This window comes from Glutamicibacter soli, assembly GCF_052322135.1.
Lineage (GTDB): Bacteria > Actinomycetota > Actinomycetes > Actinomycetales > Micrococcaceae > Glutamicibacter > Glutamicibacter soli.
This window is the reverse complement of record NZ_CM125969.1, coordinates 446095-463042: the sequence shown is the minus strand read 5'-3', so window position 1 is coordinate 463042 and position 16948 is coordinate 446095. Positions and strand designations below refer to the sequence as shown.

Here is a 16948-nt window from a genome sequence, read left to right as displayed (position 1 = left end):
CTGGTTGCTTCGGCGAAAATCGAAATCCTTTCCTGTCGAAGATCGCTAGCCTACTGACTTTTCCACTTCCTGAAAATCCAAAATGAAACGGATGGGGAAGCAAGTATCGACGGTAGGGATTTCCCGCCAGCGCGCCACAGTTTAGATCGCGTCAAGTATCGACTTCTTCCGCTCGGGAAGGTCGGAGGCCGCGGTTGTTCCGCCGTAGATATGATGATGGTGCCTTTCGCATCGTCGTGCTTGAGCCATATGTCGCAGCCAGCGATACCCGCAAGACGAATCGCGGACCAAACGCCACGGCGAACCAAAAACCCCGGCGGACCGGTCGCATCCAAACGGCCCGTGGCCACCGCGCCCGGGAGATGCCATTCGGTTGCCGCGCGGTTCCATCCGCGCGCACTATCTGCAGATCAACAACATTTCAGAAGGATCGTATCCATGGGCATCGAACCCGGAATCTATGAGCATTTCAAGGGACAGCGCTACGAGGTGCTCGCCGTGGGCAGGCACAGCGAGACCGAGGAGCAGTTGGTCTTCTACCGCACGCTCTACGGCGACTACAGCTTCTGGGCCCGCCCGCTGGAGATGTTCGACGATCTCGTCGAGCGCGGGGACTACGAGGGCCCCCGCTTCCGACGCATCGCCTAGCCGATCTGGTGTTCCTGCATCTGGGTTTCCAGCGAGGCGCCGTTAAGCTCCAGGTAAAGCTGGCCCTCGGTGACCGACAGGGACATGATGTTGCGGCGGGTCAGCTCTGCCGCGGCAGCGTCGACGAACTTCGAGTCGAAGGAACGCACCACGATGTCCTCGGCACGGTGGATGGTTTTCCCGCTCCAGGAGGCCAGCAGCCGCTGCGGGTCGCGGTGGGTGTAGACGGCCGCACGGTCCGCCAGCTTGCTGCCGGCATGCAGGCGCTGCGCGTCAGGCGCGCCGACCTCGATCCAGGCGGTGGTCAGGCCCGTGAGGTCCTTGACCAGCACGGCCGGCTCCTCACCGTTGGACACCCCGGCCGCGGCGAAGGCGATGCCCTCCTCGAATTCCAGGCAGTACGCCAGCAACCGGGTGACCAAGTAGGCGTCGGTTTCCGAAGGGTGCTGCGCCACGCGCAGGGACAGTTCCTCGTACACCCCTCGATCCATGTCGGAGAGCTGGATGTCAAAGGTCCGTATAGTTGCGCCAATAGCCATGGTTCACGATTTTACCGGCCGGCGGCCGGCGGCAGCGCCGCCAAGGAAGCAAGCCACGGCAGGAATAACGCGACCGCGTCGGGCATGAAGCGCCAGCGCTCGGCGTCGACCTGGGCGAGCAGCTCGGAAACCTCCATCCATTCCCCGCCCAGCACCTCCGCGGCCTGCAGTTCCAGCGGGCCGGGAGCGATCGTCCAATAGCGGAACGCGCGGTACCTGGCGTGCGCGTCGGCGTAGTCCGCCTCGCCCAGGCTCACCAGCTCGCCGCGCACCCCGAGCTCCTCGGCCGCCTCCCGGCGCGCCGAGTCGAACGGGTCCTCCCCGGCCTGGATGACCCCGCCCGCGGTGAAGTCGAACAATCCGGGGTACAGGTCCTTGCTCCAGGTCCGCTGGTGGACGTAGACCTGTCCCTGCGGGTTGAACACCACGATTCCGGTGGCGCCGTGGCGCAGGTTCTCCCTCCGCACCCGGGACCGCGGGGCCCGGCCGATGACGGCTCCCTGCTCGCTGTACAGCGCCGCCTGCTCTTCCATGAGTCCAGCCTGCTACGCGGCCTTGTCCCGGGAGCCGCGCAGCATTCCGGCGACCACCAGCGCGAAGGTGCCGACCAGCACCAGCAGCCAGAGGCCCAGCGCGTAGGAGTTGGTTTCTGCATGGTAGGTCGCGCCCATGGCCAGCGGCGGGAAGTAGCCGCCCAGGCCGCCGGCGGCCGCGACCACGCCGGAGACCGCTCCGACCTTCTCCGGCGGGGTGGACGGGCCGATCCAGGCGAACACCGCGCCCATGCCCAGACCCATGGCGGAAGCCATCAGGATGAACACGGTTCCGGTGAGGATGCCTTCCTCCGGCTGCTGGCCCACGATGTAGGCCAGCGACACGATGCCGGCCAGCGAGATCAGCGCAATGACCTTCGGCCCGAACTTGTCCGCTAGCACGCCGCCGATCGGACGGGCGATGACCGCGGCCACCGCGAACAGCGCGGTGCGCGTGCCGGCGCCCACCGGGTCCACCTGGTCGGGATAGATGGTGGTCAGGTACTTGGGCAGGAAGGTGGAGAAGGCCACGAACCCGCCGAAGACTATGCCGTAGAGGAAGGACATCTGCCAGGTGATCGGCAGTTTCAGCGCTCCCATCACCTTGGGGACCAGCGGCTGGGCGTTCGGCGTCCAGGCCGGGGACTCGCGCAGGAAGAACCACACCAGCGCGGCCATGGCCACCAGTAGCCCGGCGATGAACAGGTGGGTGCCGAAGTAGCCCAAGCCGCTGAGCAGCCGTGGGGTGAAGAACGCGGAGACCGCGGTGCCGATCATGCCCATGCCGAACACGCCGTTGGCGAAGCCGCGCCGCTTCGGCTCGTACCAGGCGCTGGAGAACGGGACGCCCACCGCGAAGATGGTGCCGGCGATGCCCAGCAGGGTGCCTGCGACGATCAGCAGCACGAAGCTTCCGATCGTTCCGGCGAGCGCCACGAGCAGCACGGCCGGCACCGACGCCAGCAGCACCACGGTGAACATCTTGCGCGCCCCGAAGCGGTCGGTCAGCGCTCCGGTGACGATGCGCCCGAGCGCTCCGACCAGCACGGGAGTGGCCAGCATGAGGGAGATCTGGCCCTCGGAAAGGTTCATGCCTTCGGAGTAGTACTTCTGGATCGGGGCGATCAGCATCCATGCCCAGAAGCCGACGGCGCTGGCCAGGGTGGCCAGCAGAACCTGCGGAAATTGGCCGCGCAGCTCGGGCTGGGCGGTCGCCGATGACGGTGCGGAATTCGTGCTCATTTCAACCCTCCACGGGGCAAAGTTACAGAGTTTTCACACAGCTTCTATTGAGCACCCTAAACGCAGATCCAGCCCCGCGCCAGAGTCCGGGACTAAATTCGCGCCAGTGAACACCGGGTACTCGATCTACACCTTTTAGAACCCCACCCCTTGAAACTCTCGAACTTTAGGACGAAGCTGGTGGTACGAGTCACAGTTAGGGAGACCCAGCCATGACAGATCGGCCACACCGCACACCGCCGGCCACTGATGGCCCTCTCGCTGATTCGCTGCTTTCCATGGGCAGATTCCTGCGCCGCGGCGATACCAGTGAAGACCTGCGAGCAATGTTCCTTTCCGGAGGGCGCCAAGGCGACGTCTTCTACCGCGACCGATGGTCTCACGACAAGGTGGTCCGCTCCACCCACGGGGTGAACTGCACCGGGTCCTGCTCCTGGAAGGTGTACGTCAAGGACGGCATCATCACCTGGGAAACCCAGCAGACCGACTACCCTTCCGTCGGCCCGGACTCCCCCGAATACGAACCCCGCGGCTGCCCGCGCGGCGCGGCGTTCAGCTGGTACACCTACTCCCCCACCCGGGTCCGCTATCCGTACATCCGCGACGTGCTCGCCAAGCTGTACCGCGAGGCCAAGGCCGCGCACCCCGACCCGGTGGAGGCCTGGGCCTCGATCGTCGAGGACCCGGCCAAGGCCAGGAGCTACAAGAAGGCCCGCGGCAAGGGCGGGCTGATCCGCACCACCTGGGACGAGGCGCTGGAAATCGCCGCGGCCGCCCAGGTCTACTCGGTCAAGACATACGGCCCGGACCGGATCGCCGGGTTCTCCCCGATCCCGGCGATGTCCATGGTCTCGCACGGCGCCGGCTCCAGGTACCTGAACCTCATCGGCGGCACCATGCTCTCCTTCTACGACTGGTACGCCGACCTCCCGGTGGCCAGCCCGCAGGTGTTCGGCGACCAGACCGACGTGCCTGAATCGGCCGACTGGTGGAATGCGCAGTACCTGATCATGTGGGGCTCGAACGTCCCGGTCACGCGCACCCCCGACGCCCACTTCATGGCCGAGGCGCGCTACCGCGGGCAGAAAGTCGTCACCGTCTCCCCCGACTACACCGACAACACCAAGTTCGCCGACGAGTGGGTCGCACTGCAGCCGGGCACCGACGCGGCGCTGGGCATGGCCATGGGTCACGTGATCCTCAAGGAGCACTACGTCGAGAAGCGCACCGCGCCCTTCGAGGACTACATGCGCCGCTACACCGACTCTCCGTTCCTGGTGGAAATCGACAGCGCCACCGGCACCCCGGTGCCCGGCAAGTTCCTAACCGCCGCGGACCTGGGCCTGGAGCAGGAGGAGAACGCGGCATTCAAGCCCGCCCTGCTGGATGCGAGCGGCACCGCCCGCGTCCCGCGCGGCACCTTGGGCCACCGCTTCTCCGGCGCGGACAAGGGCCAGTGGAACCTGGATCTGGGAGACATCACTCCCATGCTCTCGGTCATGGACCTGGACAGCTGGGACGGGCAGGCGGCGGCGATCAGCCTGCCGCGCTTCGACCTTGCCCCCGAGGCCGGGCAGGAGCATGCCGGCGGATCCGGGGTGCTCTCTCGTGGCGTGCCGGTGGTGAGGATCGCCGGCAAGCAGCTGACCACGGTATTCGATCTGATGCTCGCCCAGTACGGCGTGGGGCGCGATTCGCTGCCCGGCGACTGGCCGAGGGGCTTCATGGACGCCTCCACCGTCGGCACGCCGGCCTGGCAGGAGGAACACACCGGGGTCCCGCCGCAGCAGGCGATCCGCATCGCCCGCGAGTTCGCCGACACCGCCCAGAAGTCCGGGGGCCGCTCAATGATCCTGATGGGCGCGGGCACCAACCACTGGTTCCACTCGGACACCATCTACCGCACCTTTCTGGCGCTGACCATGATGACCGGCACCCAGGGCGTGAACGGCGGCGGCTGGGCGCACTACGTCGGGCAGGAGAAGGTCCGCCCTATCACCGGCTACCAGCAGTACGCGGCCGCCGGCGACTGGGGCCGCCCGCCGCGGCACACCATCGGCACCGCCTTCTGGTATTTGGCCACCGACCAGTGGCGCTACGACGGGCTGCCGGCCACTTCGCTGGCTTCCCCGCTGGCCACCGGCAAGTTCGACGGCCGCACCACCGCCGACTGCCTGGTCGAATCGATCAAGCGCGGCTGGATGCCCGACTACCCGACGTTCAACCGCAATCCGCTGGACCTGGTGGACGAGGCGGAGGCGGCGGGCAAGGAGCCCGCGGCCCACGTGGTGGACTCGCTGAATGACGGCTCGCTGGCCTTTGCCTGCGAGGACCCGGACTCCCCGCAGAATTTCCCGCGGGTGGTGCTCATCTGGCGCGCGAACATCCTGGGCTCCTCCGGCAAGGGCAACGAGTACTTCCTCAAGCACCTGCTGGGCACCGACGCCTCGGTGCGCGCCCCGGAAACCCCGGAAGGCTCGCGCCCGGTGGACATGGCCTGGCACGAGGCGGCGCCGGAGGGCAAGCTCGACCTGCTGGCCACCGCGGATTTCCGCATGACCAGCACCACGCTGTTCTCCGACCTGGTCTTCCCGGCCGCCACCTGGTACGAGAAGTACGACCTGTCCTCCACCGACATGCACCCGTTCATCCACTCCTTCAACCCGGCGATCGCCCCGCCGTGGCAGACGAAAACCGACTTCGAGCTGTTCGGCCAGATGGCCAAGCGCTTCGGGCAGTTCGCCGCGACCCACCTGGGCAAGCGCAAGGACCTGGTCGCGACCCCGCTGCAGCACGACACCCCGGATGCCATGGCCACCGTTAAGGGCCAGGTGCCGCAGGATGCGCCGCGGGTGCCGGGGCTGACCATGCCCAAGCTGGCGGTCGTGGAGCGCGACTACCCGAACCTCTACGAGCGCTGGAGCACCCTGGGACCGCTGACCGGGAAACTCGGCATGGTCACCAAGGGAGTGAAGTACCAGGTCGCCCCGGAGATCGAGACGCTGCGAAGCCTGAACGGGGCCACAGCCGAGGGCGCGGTCAAGCTGGACACCGACCAGAAGGCCTGCGAGATGATCCTTGCCTTCTCCGGAACCTCCAACGGACGGCTGGCCACTGCAGGCTTCAAGCAGCTGGAAGAGCACACCGGGCAGCAGATGGCGTTCCTCTCCGAGGAGCACGAGGGCTCGCGCATCTCCTTCAAGGACGTGCAGGTGCAGCCGCGCAGCGTCATCACCTCCCCGGAGTGGTCAGGCTCGGAGCACGGCGGTCGGCGCTACACGGCGTTCGCGATCAACGTCGAGCACCTCAAGCCCTTCCACACGCTCACCGGGCGCATGCACTTCTATCTGGACCACGACTGGATGCAGGAGCTGGGCGAGACGCTGCCGATCTACCGGCCGCCGCTGGACATGCACCGGCTGTTCGGCGACGCGCGGCTGGGCGAGGTCGGCTCGCACCAGTCCGGCAACGCCGAGGTCGCGGTGCGCTACCTGACCCCGCACTCCAAGTGGTCCATCCACTCCGAGTACCAGGACAACCTGTTCATGCTCTCGCTCTCCCGCGGCGGCCCCACCATCTGGATGTCCCCGCAGGACGCGGCGAAGATCGGAGTGAGGGACAACGAGTGGATCGAGTCCTACAACCGCAACGGCGTGGTGGTCGCCCGCGCGATCGTCTCGCATCGCATGCCCGAGGGCACGGTGTACATGTACCACGCGAAGGACCGCACTGTGGATGTGCCGATCGCGGAAACCAGCGGCAAACGCGGCGGCATCCACAACTCGCTGACCCGCATCCTCATGAAGCCCAGCCACCTGATCGGCGGCTATGGGCAGCTGGCCTGGGCGTTCAACTACCTCGGCCCCACCGGAAACCAGCGCGACGAGGTCACCACGATCCGCCGCCGCAACCAGGAGGTGCAGTACCGATGAAGGTCATGGCCCAGATGTCCATGGTGATGAACCTGGACAAGTGCATCGGCTGCCACACCTGCTCGGTGACCTGCAAGCAGGCCTGGACCAACCGGTCCGGGGTGGAGTACGTGTGGTTCAACAACGTGGAAACCCGGCCCGGCGTCGGCTACCCGCGCACCTATGAGGACCAGGGCAAGTGGCGCGGCGGCTGGACGCTGAACAAGCGCGGTCGGCTGAGGCTGCGCGACGGCGGGCGCCTGCACAAGCTCTCGCGCATCTTCTCCAACCCGAAGCTGCCCGAGATCCACGACTACTACGAGCCGTGGACCTACGACTACGACATGCTGCTGAACTCGCCTTCCGGCGAGCACACCCCGGTGGCCACCCCGAAGTCGCTGCTGACTGGAAAGGACATGAAGATCTCCTGGTCCGCGAACTGGGACGACAACCTGGGCGGCTCGCTGGAGACCATGGACCAGGACCCGCTGCTGGCCAAGATGAGCGAGGAGGTGAAGGCCGAGTACGAGAAGGCCTTCATGTTCTACCTGCCGCGCATCTGCGAGCATTGCCTGAACCCCTCCTGCGTGGCTTCCTGCCCCTCGGGCGCGATGTACAAACGCGCGGAGGACGGGATCGTGCTTGTGGACCAGGACGCCTGCCGCGGCTGGCGCATGTGCGTCTCGGGCTGCCCGTACAAGAAGGTCTACTTCAACCACCGCACCGGCAAGGCCGAGAAGTGCACGCTGTGCTACCCGCGCATCGAGGTCGGCCTGCCCACGGTCTGCGCCGAAACCTGCGTGGGACGGCTGCGCTACCTGGGCCTGGTGCTCTACGACGCGGACGCGGTGGCCGCGGCAGCCAGCGTGGAGGACGAGCACCAGCTGCTCGACGCCCAGCGCAACGTGCTGCTGGACCCGAACGACCCGGCGGTCATCGAGGCCGCCCGCGCCGAGGGCATTCCGGAGGACTGGATCGCCGCCGCGCAGGCCAGCCCCATCTGGCGGCTGATCCGCGACTACGAGGTCGCGCTGCCGCTGCACCCGGAATACCGCACCATGCCGATGGTCTGGTACATCCCGCCGCTCTCCCCGGTGGTGGACGTGGTCACCAACACCGGCAACGACGGCGAGGACGTGAACAACCTGTTCGCCGCGATCGACAAGCTGCGCATCCCGGTGGGCTACCTGGCGGAGCTGTTCGCTGCCGGGGATCCGGCGCCGGTGGAACTGTCGCTGCGCAAGCTGGCGGCCATGCGCTCCTACATGCGCGGCATCTCGTTGCACGATACGCGCGAGGAGTCCATCGCGAACGCGGTGGGCATGAGCGGCGCGCAGATGGAAGAGATGTACCGGCTGCTGGCCATCGCGAAGTACGAGGAACGCTACGTCATCCCGGCCGCACACGCCGAGCAGGCCCACGACTTGGAGGAAATGGGCTGCTCGCTGGACTTCGAGGACGGCCCTGGCATGGGCGGCGCCGGACCATTCGGCTCCTCTTCCGGCGCCTCGGTCCCGGTGGCGGTGGAGAACTTCCACTCGCTGAAGAACCGGCAGACAGCGGACCGGCCATCCAGTCCGGGGCGCGTGAACCTGCTGAACTGGGACGGCAACGGCAAACCCGAGGGATTGTTCCCGCCTGAGGAGAAAAAATGATTCCGCGGCTATTCAACCGGGCGACCCCCACCCGCCCGCTGCCCGGGCGGCTGGAGCCGGTGAGGATGAACCGCTCCGAGCGCTCCAGGGTGCACATGCTGGCCTCGTTGCTGCTGGACTACCCGGACGAGGCCTGGTTCGCCCGGCTCGACGAGCTCGAGTCCCATCTGGTCCGGGTTCCCCCGCAGATCGCCGGCCTCTTCGCCGGGTTCATCGACGCCGCCCGGCAGACCGGGGCCGGGCAGCTGCAGCGCGACTACGTGGACACCTTCGACTTGAAGCGCAAGTGCAGCTTGTACCTGAGCTACTTCGCTACCGGGGACACCCGCAAGCGCGGCACCGCGTTGGTCACCTTCATCGAGGCGTACCGGGCCGCCGGCTGGGACTTCGAGGCCGAGGAGTTGCCGGACTACCTGCCCGCGGTGCTGGAATTCTCCGCGCGCAGCGAAGACGAGATCGCCGAGGCCCTGCTGGCCGCCCATGTGGAGGGCATCGAGGTGCTGCGCGCCGCGCTGGAAGCGACTGGCAGCATCTGGGCACCGCTGGTCCGCACCATCACTTTGTCCCTGCCTCCGGTCGACGCAGCCACCCAGGAGCGGGTGCTGGCGCTGGTCAGCGAAGGGCCTCCCACCGAAACCGTGGGCCTTTCATTCCTTGGAAACCTTCCACCGTTCAGTCCTAGGGGGAACCCGTGAGTACCGGATCGCTTCTGCTGTGGGTAGTGCTTCCCTACGCCTGCGCCGTGGTCTTCATCGTCGGGCACATCTGGCGCTACCGCTTCGACAAGTTCGGCTGGACCACCCGTTCCAGCCAGACCTACGAAAGCCGGCTGCTGCGCTGGGGTTCGCCGATGTTCCATCTGGGCATCCTGATGGTGATCGCCGGCCACGTGGTCGGCCTGCTGATCCCGCGCGAATGGCTGTACGCCATCGGCATCGGCGAGCACATGTACCATCTGGGCGCGACATGGCTCGGCACCGCGGCTGCCATCCTGACGCTGGCCGGCTTGGCGATCCTGATCTACCGCCGCCGCACGGTCGGCCCGGTCTTCCTGGCAACGACCCCGATGGACAAGATCATGTACGTGTTCCTAGGGGCCACGCTGTTCTTCGGCACCTTAGCCACGCTGGTGTACCAGGTCTTCGGGGCGGGCTACTCCTACCGCGAGTCGATCTCCCCGTGGATTCGGCAGATGATCATCTTCCAGCCCCACCCGGAAATGATGGAGCAGGTTCCGATCTTCTTCCAGCTCCACGTGATCACCGCATGCCTGTTGTTCGCGTTGTGGCCATTCACCCGTCTGGTCCACGTGTTCTCGGCGCCGATCCCGTACCTGTTCCGCCCGTACATCGTCTACCGTTCGCGGGATGAGTCCCGGGGTGCCGGCGCCCGCCCGGTACGCCGCGGCTGGGATCCGATCACGACTCCTCCGAACAATCGCGGACGGCGCAGTCGATAACCGTATAAGCATTTGTGCCGGTTCCACTACTCTGGTGGAACCGGCACAAATGCCTAAAACGCTGTGGATCAGCTGCTCACCTGCTTGAAGGAGAACCTGGGCTGAAGCTCCCCGAAAATCAGATAGAACAGAAGCCACAAGGCCACGCCGACCATGAGGAATATGCCGAGCACCTGCAGATAGTCCATGGCGTTGCCCAAGGCGAACCAGCCGCTGAGATACATCGCGAGTAGCACCGTGACCAACATGATCCCGAAATGGATCACTGACTGCGTCTGGAGCTTCCACGCCTTGACTTGGTAGACCGTCGACGCGCCGCTGACGGCCCCACGATCATGCCGAGGGCGAAGGTGCTCCGGGCATTTGCGGCATCTCCTTGGAGAAGTAGAGCCACCCCTATTGTTGCCATGACGATAAGCGTGATACCTGCAAGGCTGAGGCGTAATGGCTCCATGGCTCCATGGCTCCATGGCTCCAGCCTAGGACACCAGGGAAATTTATTCTACGAATTTGAGGATCTCGCTTCGGTGCGATCCATCTGTGTGTGATGGATCCACCGGACCACCGCGTCATCCTCAGACGGCGGCATTTGCTGTACTGCGAATTCGAGTGGCCGTTTTTCGCACGCGCGCGTGGTGGGCAGGCTCCAGCCCCGGAATAGGGGGTAGGGGCCTGCCCACAGGGCATAGCGTCCATGCCGTCATGCCAGCGTGGCGGGTTGGTGGTGGGTTAGTAGATGGTGATGCCGTCGGGATCGGGTGGCGGGTATTTCACCGGGACCGGCGGGATGAGGTGTTCCCCGTCGTAGAACATGCGGTTCAGCCGTCCCATTCCGGTGGTCGGCGGGCTGGAGGAAACGTATTCGACGCCGGAGGTGGGGCGGATGCGGATGCGGTGCGGGGCACTGGATTCGACTTCTTCTTCCCAGCCGGGCGCTTCCTTGGCGAGGTTGCAGCTGGCGCATTTGAAGGCGCCGTTGCCGAAGCTGGTGCGCCCACCCCTGGCGGCTTGGCGGACGTGGTCCAGGTGTTCGGGCTTGTTGGTGCAGTAGGGGGTGCGGCAGAACTGGTCGCGCAGCTGGATCAGGTGGCGCAGCTGGCCGCGGTAGCTGCGTTCGTGGGAGTCCATGGTGACCAGGTCCTGGGAGTTGGGGGCCATGAACAGGCGACGGAACATCGGGTAGGCGTGCACGCGGGCGGAGAAGTTCTCCTGGATGTGCTGGGGCGGGGTGGCACCGAAGGAGGCTTTAATGTCGGCGATGAGCTGGCGGGCGTATTCGGCCGGAATGCTGCCGTAGCCGGGCAGGCTGGCGGTGTCTGGGGTGCGCATGAACAGGGCCCGGTCGGTCATGACCAGGTTCACGTGCAAGGTGACCGGCAGGGGTTCATCGAGTTTGTGGCCGGTGATGGCGCGGGTGAACAAATCGGCGCGTAGTTGACTGCGCGAGCGGGGGTCGCCGGCAGCCAGGGCCTTGTCGACTTCGCGGGTGAGGAAGTCCTCCAGGGCCAACCCGATCTCAGGAGAGACTTTCCCGTTAATGTGCATGCAGTCCTTACCCTTGCGGATGCGCACGTAGCGTTCGGCGGTGGCGTGTTCGATCTCTTCGGTGCGTGGGGTTTCGCGCATGAGATCGACCGCTTTTTGGGCGGTGTCCTTGGCTTGGGTGGTGCTGGCGCCGTCGAACAGGTCGGGGTGCTGCTCGTAGAAGCGGTCGAATTCGCGGCGCTCGGCGGTGGTGGAATCGTCCAAGGGGGTCATGATGGCCAGAATCATCTCTTCGCCGAGGTGGCCATGTTCGAAGCGCGAGAAAAGGTAGGGCATGTCGGGGATGAGGTTGCGCATACGACGCAGGTAGACCAAGGAGCCTTGGGGTGTTTGGTGGCGGGCCAGGGCAATGGCGTGGGCGGTGCCGCGTTCGACGCTCAACGGGTGGTGCTCGGGGGTGGTGCCGGTCAGGGAGTCCAGGCGGGCGGCGGCGCGGGCCTGGATGGAGGCGTAGAAGGATTTGAACCGTTCGCATTGTTCCAGCACCCGCAGCTGCAGAGCGGGGTCGGTAGAGCCCAGGGCGGTGTTGATGAAGGTGGCATCCCAGGGGTCCAGACAGGGGTTTTGTTCGAAGGTCCCGGCTTTCCAGGGAGTGACTTCGAAGTAGTCTTCCTCTGCTTCGTATGAGTCGAACATACCTCCATTATATGACGGAATAACGGGAATGTGAAGACTTATTTTGACCTGAAAGCGCCCCGCATGTTATAGGTGTGGTTCGAAAGTTGGGACATAGTGTAGGTTGATGAGGCTGGGTGTGGGGGCGGTTGGTGGCGGGATGTGGACAACCACCCGGGCAACAGCAAACGCCCTCCGACCCCGCGGTGCAAAAGCAGCCCGGTGCCGGAGTGCGTTCAATGCCAATCGTCCAATGCCGGCCATCCACAGAAAAGCAGGTTGACTGGGTGGGCTTATTCGTCGGGGTGCTCGTCGGCCCAACGGTGCGCGCGCTCGATGAGCTGGGCGGAGAGCCCGGCGAGATCACCCTTGCCGCTGCCGACGGCCAGACCGAGCAGGAAGGTGCTCAGCGGGGCGGCCGGACGGGCGACCTCGTGGGCGACGTGCTTGGCGGCGTCGAGCACGGTGGCGATGTCCACGGCGGAGGCGTCGAGCTCCAGCTCCGCGGCGGCCGCGGTCAGCCAGGCCTCCAGGGCCTCGGGCGGCAGGTACTGTCCCATAGTGTTCCTCTCCTTCTGGCGGGCGCGCTCCAGCGCCTGCGGGGTATCGATGTCGCTGCTGGTGTCGTTGTCCACCGGCAGCTGCTGCAGGTCCAGTTCGCCCAGCACCCGGCGCACCGGCGCGTTGGCGACCCCGTCCCCCAGGGCGGTGCAGGCCGTGCGCAGGGCCTGGGTGCGGTAGATCCCGGCGAGCCACTGGATGCGGCCGTCCGCATCGCGCAGCAGCGCGCCGTCGCCGGCCGAGCCTTCCGCCAGGGCGGCGGCGTGCGCGGCGGCCAACGCGGAGGCCACTGCGGCCGGGCGCTGTAGGTCGCAGGCCAGCACCATGGTCCACGGCGCGGTGAGCTCGGGCAGGCCGGCGGCGATGGCCGCCAGCGGTCCGGAAAAGGGCGGGTCCTCGCGCAGCACCGCGTCGGCCAGGGTGCCGGCGGTGTCCGGGCCGATGACCACCACGCGCGAGGCGCCGGCGCGGCGGGCGGCGTCCACCGCGCGGTCCACCAGCCGGCGCCCGTGCAGCAGCAGCCCTGCCTTGTCGGCCCCGCCCAGCCGGGAGCCGCGCCCGCCGGCCAGCACCAGCGCCTGGAACTGCCCGGCGCTCACGGCTGCAGCCTGAGCACGTCGACGGTGTCGCCCGGGCGGACCTGGGAGGTGTCCGGGCCGATCAGCGCGTAGCCCTGCGCGGCGCCGAAGCCGCCGACCGAGTGGGAGATGCTGGCGGCGTCCACGGCCGGGGCGCAGCCGCCGTGCTCGTCGAACACCACCGGCAGCGCCTGCAGCCGGCCCGGCGGGGATTTCCAGCCACGCAGCACGGTGCTGCGCAGCACCGGGCGGCGCGGGGAGGCATGGCCCTGCAGGGCGCGCAGGGCGGGGCGGACGAACAGCTCGAAGCCGACCGCGGCGCTGACCGGGTTGCCGGGCAGCGCGAACACCAACGCGCCGGCGCGCAGCCGGCCCACGCACTGCGGGGCTCCGGGGCGCAGGGCCAGGCGCACCGCGCGCACCTCAGGCTCCTGCTCGAGGACCTGGCGCATGACGTCGTATTCGCCCGGGCCCACCCCGCCGGTGGAGATCACCGCGTCATGCTGCGCGCCCAGCGCGTCCAGCCGCTGGCGGACCAGCCCGGGATCGTCGGGGCAGTGCTCGACGGTGGCCGCCGGCAGCCCGGATTCGGCCAGCAGGCCTGCCAGCAGCAGCGAGTTGGACTCCGGGATCTGCCCGCGGGACAGCGCGCTGCCCGGGGTGCGCAGTTCCGCGCCGGTGACCAGCACCGCGATCTTCGGGGCGGGGCGCACCAGCAGGGCTGCGGCCCCGGCGGCGGCCAGCGCGGAGAGCCGGGCGGCGGTCAACGGTTCCCCGGCCAGCGCGACCGGGGCGCCGGCGGCGCGGTCCTCCCCCGCCCGGCGCACGTCGCGCCCGGGCTGCACGGCGGTGTTGATGCGCACCGTGCCGGGGTGGAAGCCGCTGGTGTCCTCCACGCGCACCACCGCATCCGCGCTGCTGGGCAGCGGGGCGCCGGTCATGATGCGCACGGTCTGCCCGGGACCCAGCACCGGGTCGGCCCCGCTGCCGGCCGGCACCACGCCGAGCACCTGGAGGTCCACCGGGGCCTGCGCGGTGTCCGCGGCGCGCACCGCGTAGCCGTCCATCGCGGAGTTCTCCCACAACGGCAGCGGGTGCGCGGCGGCGACATCCTGCGCCAGCACGGCCCCGTGCAGGGCGGCGAAGTCCCCCGGCTCGGCCAACGAGAGCTGCACCGGCGGCAGCGGGCGGACCAGCTGGAGCACCGCGCGCAGGTGCTCTTCGGGCGGGACCGGGGCGGCGCCTGGGCCTGCGCCGGAACGGGAATCAGGCGCCATCGATGGCCTCCTTGAGCTGTGCGGGGGCGCCGGCTGGCAGCGTGGCGACGACGGCGCGCATGAAGCGGGTGGCCGGCGCGGCGAAGACCTGCGCCACCGGCCCGTGGTGGGTGGCGGCCCCGCGTTCGAGCACCAGCAGCTGGTCGGCGAGCGCCTGGGCGTCGGCTGCGGCGTGGGAGACGATGACCGCTCTGATGCCGGTGCGCTGCAGCTGTTCGCGCACCAGCAGGCGCATGTCCACGGCGGCTTCCACGTCCAGCGAGGCGAAAGGCTCGTCGATCAGCAGCACCCGCGGCTCGGCGGCCAGCGCGCGGGCCAGGGCGATGCGCTGGCGCTGGCCCCCGGACAGGGCGGCGGGGCGCTGCCCGGCGATCTCCCCCAGGCCCAGGCGGTGCAGCCAGCGGGCCGCCTCGCGGGCGGCGGCGGCCTTGTCCATGCCGCCGGCGCGCGCCCCGAAGGCGATGTTCTTCGCCGCGTCAAGGTGCGGGAACAGGTGCGGGTCCTGCCCCAGCAGGCCGATCTGCCGGCGGTGCGGGGGCACGTGGGTGCGGGCGTCGGCCAGCACCGCGCCGTCCAGCTCGATCCGCCCGGCGCCCAGCTTCTGGATGCCTGCCAGCGCGTGCACGATCGTCGACTTGCCGGCGCCGCTGGGACCCATGAGCGCCAGCACCTGACCGGACTCCACGGTGAATTCGGCGCGCACGGTGAAGCCGGTGCGCGGGATCTCCAGCCGGGCGGTGAGCGTCATTTCAGCGCCCCGTTCATTTAAGGGCTCCTGGCCGCCAGGCGCGCACGCAGACCAGCACCAGCACGGCGGCGCCAAGCAGCAGCAGGGACAGCGCCACGGCGGCGTCGCGCCCGTCGCCGGCCCCGTTGAACGCGGTGTAGATGGCCAGCGGCATGGTCTGGGTGATGCCCGGCGCGTTGCCCGCGAACAGCGCGGTCGCGCCGAATTCGCCGATGGCCCGCGCGAAGCACAGGATCACCCCGGCGACCAGGCCCGGGGCGGCCAGCGGCAGGGTGATGCGGGTGAGCACCATCCACCGCCCGGCGCCCAGGGTCGCGGCGGCCTGCTCGTACCCGGTGCCCAGCGAGCGCAGCGAGCCCTCCACCGAGAGCACCAGGAAGGGCAGCGCGACGAAGCTCTGCGCGATCACCACCGCGGCGGTGGAAAACGGCAGCGTGAACCCCCAGACGGAGTCGATGAACTGCCCGATGGGGCTGGTGCGCCCGAACAGGAACAGCAGCGCCACGCCCCCGACCATCGGCGGCAGCACCAGCGGCACCGCCACCAGGGCACGCAGCAGCTGGGCGAGCTTCGGGCCGCTGCGGGCCATGAGCACCGCCAGCGGCACCCCCAGCAGCACGCACGCGGCGGTGGCCGCGGCGCCGGTGCGCAGGGAAAGCCACAGCGCGTCCAGCGCGGCGGGGCTGGTCACGTCGGTGAGGAAAGTGTCCCAGCCGGCGCGGGCCACCAGCGCCACCAGCGGCATGACCAGCAGGGCGATGCCCAGCAGCGCCGGGGCGATGGCCAGCCCCGGAGCGCGCACCCCGGTGTCGCTAGCCATCGGCGCCCGCCGAGGCGCTGCCGAAACCGTGGTCCTTGAGGATCTGCTGGCCCTCGGGGCCCAGCACGAAGTCCACGAAGTCCTGGGCGCCGGGCTGCTCGCCCAGCGCGGTGATCGGGTAGGAGTTCACGACCTGCTCGGCTCCCGCGGGCACGATGGATTCCACTGCATCCTCGCCGGCCACGTCGGTGGCGTAGACCAGGCCCGCGTCCGCCTCCCCGGCGATGACCTTCTGCAGCACCGCGGTGACGTTCTGCTCCTGGCTCGCGGCCTTCACCTCAACCCCCTGGTTCTGCAGCAGCGTGGCGGAGGCCGAGCCGCACGGCACCTGCGGGGCGCACAGCACGGTGGTCGCCCCGGCCAGGTCCGCCAGGGACTTGACCTTGCCCGGGTTGCCCTTCGGCACCGCGATGACCAGGGTGTTGGTCGCGAAGATGACCGGGTCGCCGCCCAGGCCGGCGTCGGTCACCACTGCCATGTTCTTCTCGTCGGCCGAGGCGAACACGTCCACCGGGGCGCCCTCGACGATCTGGGTGGCCAGCGTGGAGGAGCCGTCGTAGGCGATGGTGGAGATCGCGGTCTCGGGGTGCGCGGTGGTGAACTCCTTGACGATCTCGTCGAAGGAGCGCTGCAGCGAGGCGGCGGCGGAGATGGTCAGCGTGCTGGTGGGCGCCGCGGTGGCCACTGCGTCGCCATCCTGGGAGCCCGGCTGGCCCGCGCATCCGGCCAGCGCCAGGGTCCCGGCGGCCAGCAGGGCGAGGGCGCGAAGTGCGGCGGGCGGCGAAAGGCGCATGGGGTTCCTTAGAAGTGGCGGACG

15 protein-coding genes are annotated in these 16948 nt (G+C 68.3%); 5 read left to right on the top strand and 10 right to left on the bottom strand.

What is annotated here, in order from left to right; translation table 11 throughout:
* Positions 1-438: 438 nt before the first annotated feature.
* Positions 439-648 (top strand): DUF1653 domain-containing protein, encoded by a 210-nt coding sequence (locus ACTX90_RS02240; protein WP_047117982.1) that lies wholly within the window; start codon positions 439-441, stop codon positions 646-648.
* Here the strand turns inward: ACTX90_RS02240 and ACTX90_RS02235 are convergent.
* Genes ACTX90_RS02235 through ACTX90_RS02225 form a run of 3 tightly spaced genes read right to left on the bottom strand, consistent with a single transcriptional unit; the run spans position 645 to position 2962 of the window.
* Positions 645-1187 carry a YaeQ family protein gene (locus ACTX90_RS02235; RefSeq protein WP_443442940.1) on the bottom strand — a complete coding sequence of 181 codons (543 nt, stop codon included), beginning with the start codon at positions 1185-1187 and terminating at the stop codon, positions 645-647. The genes ACTX90_RS02240 and ACTX90_RS02235 overlap by 4 nt on opposite strands.
* An 11-nt stretch (positions 1188-1198) precedes the next feature.
* The gene (locus tag ACTX90_RS02230; RefSeq protein ID WP_047117984.1) at positions 1199-1720 is read right to left on the bottom strand and encodes an NUDIX hydrolase; all 522 of its coding nucleotides are present in this window, start codon (positions 1718-1720) and stop codon (positions 1199-1201) included.
* 12 nt (positions 1721-1732) lie between these two features.
* A complete protein-coding gene (locus ACTX90_RS02225) occupies positions 1733-2962 on the bottom strand; it encodes an MFS transporter (RefSeq protein ID WP_053797337.1) in 1230 nt (409 codons plus the stop codon).
* A 212-nt stretch (positions 2963-3174) separates the two neighbouring features.
* Between ACTX90_RS02225 and ACTX90_RS02220 the strand changes: the two genes are divergently transcribed.
* The 4 genes from ACTX90_RS02220 to narI are packed head-to-tail and all read left to right on the top strand — an operon-like array spanning position 3175 to position 9987.
* Complete coding sequence (locus ACTX90_RS02220) at positions 3175-6894, top strand: nitrate reductase subunit alpha (protein WP_120991452.1); 3720 nt, start codon at positions 3175-3177, stop codon at positions 6892-6894.
* On the top strand, positions 6891-8528 hold the full coding sequence (narH, locus tag ACTX90_RS02215) for a nitrate reductase subunit beta (protein WP_053797335.1): 1638 nt from the start codon (positions 6891-6893) through the stop codon (positions 8526-8528). Before ACTX90_RS02220 ends, narH begins: the two co-directional genes overlap by 4 nt.
* Positions 8525-9223 carry a nitrate reductase molybdenum cofactor assembly chaperone gene (narJ, locus tag ACTX90_RS02210; protein ID WP_120991453.1) on the top strand — a complete coding sequence of 233 codons (699 nt, stop codon included), beginning with the start codon at positions 8525-8527 and terminating at the stop codon, positions 9221-9223. The genes narH and narJ overlap by 4 nt, the downstream gene beginning before the upstream one ends.
* On the top strand, positions 9220-9987 hold the full coding sequence (narI, locus tag ACTX90_RS02205; protein ID WP_443442937.1) for a respiratory nitrate reductase subunit gamma: 768 nt from the start codon (positions 9220-9222) through the stop codon (positions 9985-9987). Before narJ ends, narI begins: the two co-directional genes overlap by 4 nt.
* A 68-nt stretch (positions 9988-10055) precedes the next feature.
* Here the strand turns inward: narI and ACTX90_RS02200 are convergent, their stop codons facing one another.
* The 7 genes from ACTX90_RS02200 to modA all read right to left on the bottom strand — a co-directional run bounded on the left by ACTX90_RS02200 (position 10056) and on the right by modA (position 16924).
* Positions 10056-10253 carry a DUF3021 family protein gene (locus tag ACTX90_RS02200; RefSeq protein WP_443442936.1) on the bottom strand — a complete coding sequence of 66 codons (198 nt, stop codon included), beginning with the start codon at positions 10251-10253 and terminating at the stop codon, positions 10056-10058.
* A 463-nt stretch (positions 10254-10716) separates the two neighbouring features.
* Positions 10717-12168, bottom strand: coding sequence for an HNH endonuclease (locus tag ACTX90_RS02195; protein ID WP_047117989.1), 1452 nt, complete (start codon positions 12166-12168; stop codon positions 10717-10719).
* Positions 12169-12440: 272 nt separating this feature from the next.
* Entirely contained in the window at positions 12441-13307 is an 867-nt protein-coding gene (locus tag ACTX90_RS02190) for an NTP transferase domain-containing protein (protein WP_443442934.1), read from the bottom strand.
* Positions 13304-14563: a molybdopterin molybdotransferase MoeA gene (locus tag ACTX90_RS02185; protein ID WP_443442932.1), complete on the bottom strand. Its 1260-nt coding sequence runs from the start codon at positions 14561-14563 to the stop codon at positions 13304-13306. The genes ACTX90_RS02190 and ACTX90_RS02185 overlap by 4 nt, the downstream gene beginning before the upstream one ends.
* Positions 14553-15311, bottom strand: coding sequence for an ATP-binding cassette domain-containing protein (locus ACTX90_RS02180; RefSeq protein WP_443442930.1), 759 nt, complete (start codon positions 15309-15311; stop codon positions 14553-14555). The genes ACTX90_RS02185 and ACTX90_RS02180 overlap by 11 nt, the downstream gene beginning before the upstream one ends.
* A gap of 13 nt (positions 15312-15324) precedes the next feature.
* Positions 15325-16131, bottom strand: a complete 807-nt coding sequence (locus ACTX90_RS02175; protein ID WP_443442928.1) for an ABC transporter permease — start codon at positions 16129-16131, stop codon at positions 15325-15327.
* Positions 16124-16924: a molybdate ABC transporter substrate-binding protein gene (gene modA, locus ACTX90_RS02170; RefSeq protein WP_443442927.1), complete on the bottom strand. Its 801-nt coding sequence runs from the start codon at positions 16922-16924 to the stop codon at positions 16124-16126. Before modA ends, ACTX90_RS02175 begins: the two co-directional genes overlap by 8 nt.
* Positions 16925-16948 lie beyond the last annotated feature (24 nt).